The following is a 12,283-nucleotide window of genomic DNA, read 5'->3' on the forward strand; positions in this document are numbered from 1 at the left end:
CGGCGGGAGACGCACGATGAAACTCTATGAAAAACTCGCGGACGACATCGAGCGCCTGATCCGCCAGGGCGTGTACCGGCACGGCGACCGGATTCCGTCGGTGCGGCAGGCGAGCCAGCAGCACCGGATCAGCATCACGACCGTGCTGCATGCCTACTTGCTGCTGGAAAGCCGCGGGCTGCTCGAAAGCCGGCCGCAGTCGGGCTATTTCGTGAATCTGCGGCGCGACGACAGTCACGCGCCGGTGCGCGAGCTGCGGCCGTCGAAGCCGATCGCGATCTCGTCGTCGGTCGACGTGAGCCGGCTCGTGCTGTCGACGCTGCGCTCGATCGGCACCGACGACGCGGTGCCGCTCGGTTCGCCGTATCCGGACCCGAGCCTGTTCCCCTTCGAGAAGCTGAACCGCTACGCGTATGCGGCCGGTCGCGACAAGTCGCTGTGGGGTGTGACCGACGGATTGCCGCCGGGCCATCCGCGGCTGATCCGGCAAATTGCACGCCGCTACCTGGAAAACGGGATGTCGGTGGACCCGAACGAGATCATCGTGACGGTCGGTGCGACGGAGGCGATCAACCTGTGTTTGCAGGCGGTGGCGAAGCCGGGCGATACGATCGCGGTGGAATCGCCGACGTTCTACGCGATGCTGCATGCGATCGAGCGGATGGGGATGAAGGCGATCGAAGTGGCCACGCATCCGGAATACGGAATCGACATAGCGGCGCTGGCCGCGATCGCGAAATCGCAGCCGATCGCCGCATGCATGGTGATGCCGAACTTCCAGAACCCGCTCGGCTTCCAGATGCCGGATGAGCGCAAGCGCGAACTGGTTGAGTTTGCAACAAGGGCCGGGATGCCGATAATCGAGAACGGCGTGTACAACGAACTGTATTTCGGCGACACGCATCCGAGTTCGCTGAAGTCCTACGACCGGACCGGGATCGTGCTGCATTGTTCGTCGTTCTCGAAGAGCCTGACGGCCGCATACCGGATCGGGTGGGCGTTGCCGGGCCGCTACCGCGATCAGGTCGAGAAACTGAAATTCCTGAATACGCTCGCGACGCCGTCGTTGCCGCAACTCGCGATCGCGGAGTTTCTCGAACGCGACGGCTACGAGCACCACCTGCGGCGCTTGCGCAAGGCGTATGCGCAGCAGGCGAACCTGATGCGCGCGATGGTGTCGCGGTTCTTCCCGGAGGGCACGCGCATTTCGAGCCCGGCGGGCGGCTACGTGCTGTGGGTCGAGTTGCCCGCGCAGGTCGATGCGATGCGGTTGTACCAGCTCGCGCTGGAGCAGGGGATCACGATCGGGCCCGGCTACATGTTCTCGATCACCGACAACTACCGGAACTTCATCCGGCTGAACTACAGCAGCCCATGGTCGCCGGAGATCGAGCAGGCGGTGATCACGGTCGGGAAGCTGGCCGCGGCGTGCATGCGGTGAGCGGGTGCGCTCGGTACGGTGTGCTTCGACGACGAAGCCGGCCTCGTGCCGGCTTCGTTTTTTGACGCTACGAATACGGCTGAATCCTCGATCTTCATTTTTCAACTTCAGGGGGCGGTTCAGCATCGACGCCGACCTTCATTTCCGCAAGGCTGCGACGCAACACGTCCACGTTTTCCGTTCCGTTCAGGACGCTGAACTGGTGCTGCGCCTCATGCCAGAGCGGTGCCGCCTGTTCGAAAAGCTTCGTGCCGTCCGGCGTGAGTTCGACCAGGCGGATACGACCGTCCTCGGCGGACGGCCGTACCCTGACGAAGCCATCGCGCTCCAGGAAGCCGATCATCTTTCCCATGGCCGTGCGCTCGATGTCGAGACGCTCGGCCAGTACATTGACCGACGCGCTTTGCCGCTCGTTCAACGTGGCGAGGATCAGAAACTGCGTGATGCGAAGGCCGGATGGCTGGAGATACGCGTCGTAAAGACGCGAGATCTGACGGGCGGCCTTCCTCACCGTAAAGCAGTTGCATTGATCCACGCCGATGGGTTGGTTTTTCGCCCGCATTTCTCTTCTCCTTGACGTTGGCAAATTGCCGGGTTCGTGCGCATTTCACTCGAAAGCGCCGCGGTACTTCTCGATGAACGCGCGCACCGACAGCGCGGGCGTACCCGTGATCTGCTCGACGACATCGTTGGTACCCTGGAAGACGCCCTCTTGATAATGCTGGGCGACCTCGACGAGATGCTGGACCAGGAACGGAGGGAACTTGTACAGCTGTTCCATCTGTTGCTTGAACACATCGATCGAAGTCGGAGCATATTCGATCTTGACGCCGAGCACCTCGCTGATAATCGCGGCGATCTCCGTATGATTCAATTCCACGGGGCCGTGAAGAGTGTAGGTCTTGCCCCCGTGCCCAGCCGGGTTCGCCAGCAGGTGAGCGATGACCCTGCCCTGGTCGTCCGTGCTGATCGGTGCGTGGCGCCCGTTTCCGAACGGGAACGCGATCTTCTTCGTGGCCCGGATTTCCTTCGCGAAATGCGGATAGACGAGCCAATCCGCGAAGAAGGTCGGGCGCAAGTGAGTCGTTGGTACACCTGACCAGTCGAAAATGCGCTCGGACACCCAGTGGTCCTGCGCCGCATGGCTGGTCGATTCGCGCCGCGCCGAAATCTGCGACATGTTGACGATCGCACCCACGCCGGCTTCCTTTGCCGCCTGCGCGAAATAGGCCGCGGCCCCAAGGATGCCCGGTGCGATCGGGTGCAGGAAGTAGGCGGCACTCGCGCCCTCCATCGCGGCGCGGATCGCATCGATGTCGGTGAAATCCCCGACGGCGATTTCGACACCGCGCGCACGCAGCGCCGCTGCGCGTTCGTCGTCCGAGCGCACATACGCACGGACGCGCTTGCCCATCTGCAGCAGTTCGTCGATGGCTGCACCACCGGTGCGGCCGGTTGCGCCGCTGACGAGAATGGATGTTTCGTTCATGGCAGTAATTCTCCGTGAAATAAAGAGCATATGCTCCTATCAGTCAATATAGGAGCATATGCTCTCATGTGCAAGTTTTTTATGCGGGCGGCTCGGGTATCGCACCAGGTGAAACGTGCTTGCGGCCGCCGAACCAGGGTGAGGGCGCCGCTTAAACGCTGCCATGCGCGAACGACGGCCGGTCGCGCATCGATTTTTGCGTACCAGGCGTGAAGCAGGGGGAGCGCGGACCAATCGAGCGCCTGCCTCACGGCAAAGGCGCTCGTATGGGCGGCGAAGTATGCGGTGTCCGTCAAGAAGCGTTCGGCGCGAACGCGCGCGTCGATGGCGCGACCGGCAAGCAATCGGGCGCCGGGTCGTCGCCTTTCACTTCACGCCGCGCGCCTCGGCGGTAACGGGGCCGCCGATCGGCGCGATGAATCGCGCGGCCTACAGGCAACGGACCATTGCGAGGGCGGACCTTCATGCCTCTCCGCGAAGTGACATCCCCGGTTGTTCGATGAATTGTCGAATGGCCGTTGCGATCGCAACCGGATCTTCGAGGGGAGACAGATGGCCTGTACCGGGGAGCACCATCATTCGGGCTGCCGGGATTCGCGGCAGCAATTCGTTCTGCAGCGTCTCCGGCCGATCGACCTGATCGAGTTCCCCGGCGATGACGAGCACGGGTACGTCGATGGACGCGACGTCGGCGGTAATGTCTTCGACCATGCCGCCGAGCGGCCATGCGCGCTTCGCCTGCGGTGCGCCGCGCAGGCTGTCGGCGATAACCTGTTCGCGAAGTTCCGGTGTCAGTTTTTTCGCGGTGAGGACGTTGTCGAGCGCCCAGCCGATCGACTCCCGGGTGTCATAGACTCGGGCCATCTCGGCCCGCTGCTCGCTGGAAAAGTGCATCGGTGACGGCGGCGACGGCGCGACGAGGACGAGGCCCTCGAGTCCCGGCGGCCGGCGCGACGCGAGCAGCTGCGCGACCTTTCCGCTCATCGAGTGTCCGACGATCACGTAGCGTTCGAGCTTCAGGGCTTCAACGACGTCCTGTACGTCGTTCGCGAGATCGCCGATCGCATAACCCTGCTCGGGCGCGTCCGAGTTGCCCCAGCCGCGGTGGTCCATGCCGACCGTTCGATACCGCCCGCCCAGGCCGTGGATCACGCCGTTCCAGGTTCGGCTCGACCCGCCGTAGTAATGCAGAAACAAAAGCGTCGGTTCACCGCTTCCGCGCGCCTCTGTGTAAATTCGTGTTCCTCGTGTCGTGACATGCATTTCGGTTCTCCAGGTATGCAGATCGCTTTCGATGGCTGACGGTTGCCATACGCATCGCCGGTGCGGGAAACCAGTGGACGGTGGTCGCCGCGAGGGCGGGGTGGCGATATGCCGCGTCAGCTTTCGAACGGCGCATCATGAATCAGATCGCACACGTCCGGAATGTCGAAACCGTGTACGTGACGCCGGCCGATATCAGCAATTCCGGTGCCGACGGTCGTATGCGGCTTTTTTCTGGCGACTTCAGCCAGCGCTTCGGTAAACGCTGCTTTAAATCCGACTCGGGGATAAAGCGCGAGCGTGTCGTCGATCAGCGATGGCGTGACTTCGTCGAGAAACAGTCCGAAGACGTCGAGGTGGGCGCCCATATAAACGAGCGCGATTTCCGGCTGCTTGCGATCGGCGAGGCCGCCGGCGGAGTGAAGCGCGATCGCATCCCACACGAGTTCCGTTTTCGCTTTCGGGTAGTCGTGAGCAAGCAGGATGCGGCTGGCCGCATCGGCACCGCCCACTTCGAAGCGCTGGTCGGCGGCAAATTCGTCCGTGAGACCAAGGTCGTGAAGCAGCGACGCGAGATACACCACTTCCCGGTCGTACTTCAAGCCCCGCTTCCTGCCCAGGAATTCGGCGAACCACCAGGTCCGGTGCACGTGATGCATCATGGCCGGGGAGTGGACCTGTTCGACGAGGGAAGCGGCCTGGCCGGCCATCTTCGAATCCGGCGCACTGACTCCGCCGATAACCACGGGTTCAAGCACGGTATATCTCCAGGAAATGCAACGTAGCAGAGCTGCCCAGTCTAGGCGGCGCGCCGATGGCACAGATGACAGATCCAGGACGATTTCTGCCACAATTGCTGGCCCGAACGCCCCGACACGTGGACCGCTCATGAGAAAACCGACGAAACCGGTCGCCCCGCCTGCAGACGCGGAACAGAAGCGGGTTGTCATATTGGGTTTGCCGCCGGTGGACGCGCTCGACGTGATCGGCCCGGCGGAAGTATTCGCGTGGGCGAATCAGCTTCACGGTGGTGGCACTGCACCGTACGTGCTCGAACTGATCTGCTCGGCTGCCGATCACTACCTGGACAGCGAAACGGGCATCGGGCTCAGAGGACATGGCACGCTCGAGCAAGAGCGTCGCGATAACAAACCCATCGACACCTTGCTCGTGACGACGGGCTCCAGGACGTTCGAACAGGTTGATCGGGCAGCGGTAGCGTGGCTTCGAACGCGCGCGCCGACAGTGCGTCGCGTGTGTTCCATCTGTGTCGGCGCGTTTGCACTCGCGGCCGCCGGCCTGCTGGACGGACGCCGCGCGACGACGCATTGGGGCGTCGCCCGGCGCCTGGCGGAGCGCTATCCGAAGGTGCAGGTGGATCCGGCGCCCATCTGGATAAAAGACGGCAACGTCTATACGTCGGCCGGCATCTCGTCGGGAATCGACCTCGCGCTCTCGCTGGTCGGCGAAGATCTGGGAAACGACTTTGCGCTGGAAATCGCGAAGAATCTGGTGCTGTTCCTGCGCCGCCCCGGCGGGCAGGCACAGTTCAGCTTCGCGCTTCAGTCGCAGCGCGCGCACGATTCGAGTCTGAACGCGTTATGCCTTTGGATCGGCGAGCATCTGCACATGGACCTCACGGTCGAGATAATGGCCGCCCGGGCTTCGACCAGCGTCAGAACGTTGATGCGGATGTTTCAGCGGGAATTGCAGACGACGCCCGCGAAATATGTCGAAAACGTTCGGCTGGAGGCGGTTTGCCGTTCCCTTGCGCTGGGCGGGAAATCGATGCACGACATCTGTCGCCTGAACGGGTACCGTAGCGTCGACGTGTTGAGGAAGGCGTTTACACGCCGCTTCGCGATGAGCCCGACGGAATACGCGCGCCGCTTCGGCGAGCGCGCGACACCGAAGCAGCGCGTTTGACGCGCGTCTTACCCGCCCGTCACCGGCGGAAAGAACGCAACCTCGCTATCCTCCCGCACGACGAATTCCCCGGTCACCATCTCGAGGTTCACGGCCGCCCGCACGGGGCGATCCATCCGCAGCGCGTCCGCGCTGCGGGCGTCGCGTGCGGCCAGCGTGCCGCGCAGCGCGTCGACGGTGAGCTCGCGCGCATCGATTTCGACGGTTTCCTCATCGAGCGCCAGTTGTTCGCGAATGCTCGCGAAATATTTGATCGTCAGTTTCATTGCGATGTCTTGAATGGAATCGGCAGAATCGGAAAACGCGAAGCGAACGGGCTCAGCCCCAGCGCCGCATCGCCTGATCGTCGTGCGCCTTCGCCTCGACCCAGCCGGATTCGCCGTCGTGCCTGATCTCCTTCTTCCAGAACGGCGCATGGGTCTTCAGGAAATCCATCAGGAATTCGCACGCATCGAACGCGGACGCGCGATGTGCGGCGGCCACCACGACCAGCACGACGGGCTGGCCGAGCGGAATGCGGCCGACACGGTGCACGATCCTGACGGCTTCGAGCCGCCAGCGCGCAGTCGCCTCCTCGACGATGCTCCACAGCGCCTGTTCGGTCATCGTCGGGTAGTGCTCGACTTCCAGTGCGACGACGTCGTCGACGTCGCCTTCCTTGCGCACGACGCCGAGAAAATTCACGACCGCACAGACATTCGGATTCCTAACGATAGGCGCAAGCTCCGCGCCCGCATCGATCGGCGCATGCTGCACGCGCACTTCGAAGCCGGCGGCAATCGCGGGCGCCGATTCGGGGTGCGGGTCGGTCGCGTCGACGGGCGGCGGGGGACTGCCGGCACGCAGCGGATCGTCGGGCAGCCCGGCGCGGGATTCGGTGAAGGTCGTCATGACAGGTTCTCCAGTGGGCGGCGCATTCTGTGTCGCGCGGCGGCCCGTCAGCCGCCGACGAGCGACATGCGCACGGTCGGATAGGTCTTGCCCGATGCGCGGGCCGGCCGCGCGGCCCGGCGCTCGGAATAGCGGTCGTCGCGCTGCATCCAGCGTTCGCGCACGGCGGCGGCGAGGTCGCCGGTCGAGGCCGCGTCGTCGAGCCACGGCCGCAGGTCGGTGCCTTGGGTCGCGAACAGGCACGTATAAAGCTGGCCGTCGGCCGACACGCGGGCGCGCGAGCAGGTGCCGCAAAACGGATGCGACACGCTCGCGATGAAGCCGACTTCGCCCGCGCCGTCGATGTGTGCGCAACGGATCGCGGTCGCGTCGTGCCCCGGTTCGCCGACGAGCACGAGCGGGTAGTGTGCGTCGATCAGCTCGCGCATCCGCGCGGCCGGCACGACCTTGTCGCCGGACCAGAAGCTGGCGCCGCCGACGTCCATGTATTCGATGAAACGCACGGCCACGCCCGTATGCCGGAAGTGCCGCACGAGCGGCAGGATCTGGTCGTCGTTCACGCCGCGCTCGATCACTGCGTTGACCTTGACCGGCGCGAGCCCGGCCGCATGCGCGGCCTCGATGCCGGCGAGCACGCGCGACACCGGCACGTCGGCGTCGCTCATCCGGAGGAACACCGCGTCGTCGAGCGCGTCGAGGCTCACGGTCACGCGCGACAGCCCCGCATCGCGCAACGAGCGTGCCTTCGCGGCGAGCAGCGAACCGTTGGTCGTCAGCGCGATTTCGACGGGCTTGCCGTCGACGGTCGTCAGTGCGGCAAGGCGTTCGATCAGCGCTTCGAGATGGCGGCGCAGCAGCGGCTCGCCGCCCGTGATGCGGATTTTCTCGACGCCGAGGGACGTAAAGGCACGCGCGATCCTTTCCAGTTGCGCGAACGACAATCGTTCGGACGACGGCATGAACGCGTAGTCCGCGCCGAAACTTTCGCGCGGCATGCAGTAGCCGCAGCGGAAATTGCACTGGTCGATGACGGACAGGCGCAGGTCGCGCAGCGGACGGCCGAGCGTGTCGGACGGGCGGGAGAAAGCGCCGGGCGATGCGCCGCCGGATGAAGCGGCGACGGCCGGCGCGGCGGAAACGATGGCATTCACGATCGGGTCGTCGGCCTGCATGAAGTAAGCGGAGGGGCGTCGCCGCTCGGCCATGCGGGTGCCGACGTGTCGGCGCACAGGTCGTGACGAGCCTCATCGTGAGCATAGTCCCGCAGGTTTTGCCGGCAGAGACACAATCGCGCCCGAATTGCAGGAATACAGTTCGCCGCGCGGAATGCGCGACGAATGCGGGGAATGCGCCGCATCGGGCGGCTATTCGGCGTCATGCTCATGCGAGCCAGCGCGCGAATTCGTAGTACGGTACCGCGTCGCCGCGCGCGATGCGCCGCCCGGCCGGCAGCCGCGCGAGCCCGCTTGCCTGCACCAGCGACTGCAGCGTGCCGGCGCCTTGCTGACGCAGCGTATCGAGCACCGGCGCGCCGCCTGCGCCCACAGTACAGCACACGCGTACGAAGCGCTCGCGCTGCGCATCCGGCTCGAAGTCGGTGTCGATCGGCAGCGACGGCACGATCGGCAGGCACGCATCGCGCCCCTGCAGGCGGCGGATCAGCGGCGCGACGAACAGCGCGAACGTCGTCATCGCGGCGCCCGGATTGCCGGGCAGCAGCACCACCGGCCGCGCATCGAGCCGCGCGAGCGCGACCGGCTTGCCGGGCTTCATGCGCACGCCGGAGACGACGAACGACGCGTCGAGCGCGGCCAGCGCAGGGCGCAGCAGATCCTTGTCGCCGACCGACGCGCCGCCGACGCAGATCACGAGGTCGCACTGCGCGTGCAGATCGCGCAGTGCCCGATCGACGGCGGCCGTCGTATCGGCCGCGTGCATGCGCATCGCGACGTCGGCACCGGTTCCCGCGACCAGCGCGGCGAGCATCGGCGCATTGCTGTTGTAGATCTGCTGCGGCGCACGCGGCTCGCCGCACGCGACCAGCTCGTCGCCGGTCGTCAGGATGCCGACGCGCAGCGCCGCGCGCACGTCGATCCGCGCGAATCCTTGCGCGGCGGCCACGCCGACGTGCATCGCGCCCATCCGCACGCCGGCCGGCACGAGCCGATCGCCGGCGCGCACTTCCTCGCCGCGGCGGCGGATGTGCGACCCGCTGCGTTGCGACGCGTCGAACGTGACGCCGCCGTCCCGTTCGTGCGCATGCTCCTGCATCACGATGGTGTCGGCGCCGGGCGGAATCAGGCTGCCGGTGAAGATGCGTGCGGCCGTGCGCGGCGCCAGCGGCGCCGGCATGTCGCCGGCATAGCAGCGCTGCGCGACGCGCAGCGGCTCGCCGTGCGCGAGGTCGGCATGCCGCACGGCGTAGCCGTCCATCGCGCTCTGGTCGGCCGGCGGCTGGTCGAGCACCGCGGTCAGCGGCGCGGCGAGCACGCGGCCGGCTGCGTCGGCGACCGGTACGGATGCGGCGGCCTCGAGCGGCGCGAACGCGCCGGCGAATTGTTGCTGCGCGGTATCGAAATCGAACAGGTGTTTCATGACGAGTGGGCCGGGTGCGCCGGTGCGGGCAGTGGGTCGAGGTGAGCGGCGGCGGGCGACACGTATTCGACGAAGCCGTCGTTGCGGCAGAAACCGAGCAGCCGCACGCCGGCTTCGCGGGCGACGTCGATCGCGAGCGACGTCGGCGCCGAGATCGTCGCGATGATCGGGATGCCGACCCGCGCGGCCTTGCGCACCAGCTCGTAGCTCGCGCGGCTCGACAGGAACACGAAACCCGCGCGCGGATCGGCCCGGCGGCGCGCGAGCTGCCCGATCAGCTTGTCGAGCGCGTTGTGGCGGCCGACGTCCTCGAACACGTCGAGCACGGCGCCGTCGCGGTCGCACCACGCGGCTGCATGGATGCCGCCCGTCTCGCGCATCAGCGCCTGTCGGGCCGGCAACGCACGCGCGGCGCGCGCGATCGCGTCGGCGCCGATGCCCGCGGCCGTGCCGGCGGCCGCGATCCGCGGCGGGTGCAGGTCGAGCTGCGCAATGCTTTCGATGCCGCATACGCCGCAGCCCGTGCGGCCGGCCAGCGCGCGGCGGTGCGCCTTCAGCGCCATGAACGCCTGCTGCGACACGGTGAGCCGCACTTCGGCGCTGCCGGGCCGGCATTCGCTTTCGATGTCGAAGACGTCCGACGCGCGCTCGACGATGCCTTCGCTCAGCGCGAAGCCGAGGCCGAACGCGTCGAGGTCGAGCGGCGTCGCCATCATGACCGTGTGCGAGATGCCGTTGAACACGAGTGCAACCGGGGTTTCGTCGACGACGCGATCGACGGTGTCGCATACGTCGCCGGCACGATGGCGGGTCACCTGACACGCGGTGCTGCCGGTCGGATCGTCGGGGCGGGTGCAAAACTCCATACAGGTTTCTCCAGGCGGGCCGGCCGGGCACGGCGCATGCGCCGAACGACGGAAATCGATGCCGCCGGGCGGGTGCCCGACGGGCGCACGACCGCCTCGGGCAGGCGTTGCATGACATGTTAAGTGGAGTGAACAGTGCGCCGGAGGCACAGCGCCGCCACGCGGAAAGCAGTACAGCTGACCGCCCCGCAGGCACGGAATATGTTTTCCGTGCACACATCTTTGGCGGCGCAAGCAGCACAGTTTCAGCGCACGTTCGAGTGATTGCGAGTATCGTTGCAAACGCGATATCGTCATTCACGCTTCGATGCCATGCGAGTGACCGGTTGTGTTCGCATGTGTTGTCGCCAAGCCGTCGCGCGATTTCCTGCTTCGGGCGTACGTCCTCACAATCACGAGCAAATTACGGTCATGGAAATCTTCGATGCGTTCCATCTCGCCCGCTTGCAATTCGCATTCACGGTGTCGTTCCACATCGTGTTCCCCGCGATCAGCATCGGCATGGCGAGCTTCCTGGCGGTGCTGGAATGGCGCTATCTCGTCACCGGCGACGCCGCCTACAAATCCATGTTCCAGTTCTGGTCGAAGATCTTCGCGATCGGCTTCGGGATGGGCGTCGTCTCCGGCGTCGTGATGGCGTACGAGTTCGGCACCAACTGGGCCGGCTTCTCGCGCGTCGCGGGCAACATCACGGGGCCGCTGCTCACGTATGAAGTGCTGACCGCGTTCTTCCTCGAAGCCGGCTTCCTCGGCGTGATGCTGTTCGGCTGGCAGCGCGTGAGCCCCCGCGCGCACTTCTTCGCGACGCTGATGGTCGCGGTCGGCACGCTGATCTCGACGTTCTGGATTCTCGCGTCGAACAGCTTCATGCAGACGCCGCAAGGCTACAAGATCGAGAACGGCCTCGTCGTGCCGGTCGACTGGTTCAAGATCATCTTCAACCCGTCGTTCCCGTATCGTCTCGTGCACATGACGATCGCGGCGTTCATCGTCGCGGGCTTCATCGTCGCCGCGTGCGGCGCGTGGCACCTGCTCAAGGGCCGCCGCGACGAGCCGGTGAAGCGCAGCTTCTCGATGGCGCTGTGGATGTTGCTGGTGCTCGCGCCGATCCAGATCGCAGTCGGCGACGCGCACGGGCTGAACACGCGCGAATACCAGCCGGCGAAGATCGCGGCGATCGAGGGGCTGTGGGAAACCGAGAAGGGCGGCACCGCGCTGAACCTCGTCGGGCTGCCCGACATGCAGGCCGAAACCACGCGCTATGCGATCCAGGTGCCGCACCTCGGCAGCCTGATCCTCACGCACAGCTGGGACGGCGAGATTCGCGGGCTGAAGGAATTCGCGCCGCAGGACCGCCCGTATTCGCCGATCATCTTCTGGACGTTCCGGATCATGGCCGGCCTCGGGATGCTGATGCTGCTCACCGCACTGCTCGGGCTGCTGCTGAGAAAGGGCGGGCGCCTGTACGAGACGCGCTGGTTCCAGTGGTTCGTGGTGGCGATGGGGCCGTCGGGCATCGTCGCGCTGCTGGCCGGCTGGATCACGACCGAGGTCGGCCGCCAGCCGTGGACCGTGTACGGCGTGCTGCGCACCATCGATTCGGTTGCGCCGCTCAGTGCGCAACAGGTCGGCGTATCGCTGCTGATCTTCGTGGTCGTGTACTTCCTGGTATTCGGAACGGGCATCTACTACATGATGAAACTGATGAAGCGCGGGCCGGCTGCCCAGGCCGGCTACATCGAGCTGCACCGGCATCCGGGGCTGCGCAAGAGCGCGCTGTCCACGCCGCTGAACGTCACCGAGGCGGAGTAA

The 12,283-nt window shown here is 65.7% G+C and carries 12 protein-coding genes; 3 read left to right on the forward strand and 9 right to left on the reverse strand.

The window, feature by feature from the left end:
• The first annotated feature begins 16 nt into the window (after window positions 1-16).
• Entirely contained in the window at window positions 17-1,441 is a 1,425-nt protein-coding gene (locus tag C4B30_RS21515) for an aminotransferase-like domain-containing protein (protein WP_027786084.1), read from the forward strand.
• A 94-nt stretch (window positions 1,442-1,535) separates the two neighbouring features.
• Here C4B30_RS21515 and C4B30_RS21520 read toward each other — a convergent pair whose 3' ends face one another.
• The 4 genes from C4B30_RS21520 to C4B30_RS21535 all read right to left on the reverse strand — a co-directional run bounded on the left by C4B30_RS21520 (window position 1,536) and on the right by C4B30_RS21535 (window position 4,951).
• Window positions 1,536-2,003: a MarR family winged helix-turn-helix transcriptional regulator gene (locus tag C4B30_RS21520; RefSeq protein ID WP_034185505.1), complete on the reverse strand. Its 468-nt coding sequence runs from the start codon at window positions 2,001-2,003 to the stop codon at window positions 1,536-1,538.
• A 45-nt stretch (window positions 2,004-2,048) separates the two neighbouring features.
• A complete protein-coding gene (locus tag C4B30_RS21525) occupies window positions 2,049-2,930 on the reverse strand; it encodes an NmrA family NAD(P)-binding protein (protein ID WP_027786083.1) in 882 nt (293 codons plus the stop codon).
• A gap of 462 nt (window positions 2,931-3,392) precedes the next feature.
• A complete protein-coding gene (locus C4B30_RS21530; protein ID WP_027786082.1) occupies window positions 3,393-4,193 on the reverse strand; it encodes an alpha/beta fold hydrolase in 801 nt (266 codons plus the stop codon).
• 116 nt (window positions 4,194-4,309) lie between these two features.
• A complete protein-coding gene (locus tag C4B30_RS21535) occupies window positions 4,310-4,951 on the reverse strand; it encodes an HD domain-containing protein (RefSeq protein WP_027786081.1) in 642 nt (213 codons plus the stop codon).
• Between the two features lie 130 nt (window positions 4,952-5,081).
• Here C4B30_RS21535 and C4B30_RS21540 point away from each other — a divergent pair, with 130 nt between their 5' ends.
• The gene (locus tag C4B30_RS21540; RefSeq protein WP_027786080.1) at window positions 5,082-6,119 is read left to right on the forward strand and encodes a GlxA family transcriptional regulator; all 1,038 of its coding nucleotides are present in this window, start codon (window positions 5,082-5,084) and stop codon (window positions 6,117-6,119) included.
• 8 nt (window positions 6,120-6,127) lie between these two features.
• On the opposite strand, the gene moaD is transcribed toward C4B30_RS21540, so the two are convergent.
• The 5 genes from moaD to fdhD all read right to left on the reverse strand — a co-directional run bounded on the left by moaD (window position 6,128) and on the right by fdhD (window position 10,471).
• Window positions 6,128-6,385: a molybdopterin converting factor subunit 1 gene (gene moaD / locus C4B30_RS21545; protein WP_006498429.1), complete on the reverse strand. Its 258-nt coding sequence runs from the start codon at window positions 6,383-6,385 to the stop codon at window positions 6,128-6,130.
• Between the two features lie 52 nt (window positions 6,386-6,437).
• Entirely contained in the window at window positions 6,438-7,010 is a 573-nt protein-coding gene (locus C4B30_RS21550; RefSeq protein WP_027786079.1) for a molybdenum cofactor biosynthesis protein MoaE, read from the reverse strand.
• A 47-nt stretch (window positions 7,011-7,057) separates the two neighbouring features.
• Window positions 7,058-8,182, reverse strand: coding sequence for a GTP 3',8-cyclase MoaA (gene moaA / locus C4B30_RS21555; RefSeq protein ID WP_027786078.1), 1,125 nt, complete (start codon window positions 8,180-8,182; stop codon window positions 7,058-7,060).
• Between the two features lie 208 nt (window positions 8,183-8,390).
• Window positions 8,391-9,605 (reverse strand): molybdopterin molybdotransferase MoeA, encoded by a 1,215-nt coding sequence (locus C4B30_RS21565; RefSeq protein ID WP_027786077.1) that lies wholly within the window; start codon window positions 9,603-9,605, stop codon window positions 8,391-8,393.
• Window positions 9,602-10,471: a formate dehydrogenase accessory sulfurtransferase FdhD gene (gene fdhD, locus C4B30_RS21570; RefSeq protein WP_027786076.1), complete on the reverse strand. Its 870-nt coding sequence runs from the start codon at window positions 10,469-10,471 to the stop codon at window positions 9,602-9,604. Before fdhD ends, C4B30_RS21565 begins: the two co-directional genes overlap by 4 nt.
• A 411-nt stretch (window positions 10,472-10,882) precedes the next feature.
• Between fdhD and C4B30_RS21575 the strand changes: the two genes are divergently transcribed.
• Entirely contained in the window at window positions 10,883-12,283 is a 1,401-nt protein-coding gene (locus C4B30_RS21575) for a cytochrome ubiquinol oxidase subunit I (RefSeq protein ID WP_027786075.1), read from the forward strand.

This window comes from Burkholderia sp. BE12 (assembly GCF_002959955.1).
Classification (GTDB): domain Bacteria; phylum Pseudomonadota; class Gammaproteobacteria; order Burkholderiales; family Burkholderiaceae; genus Burkholderia.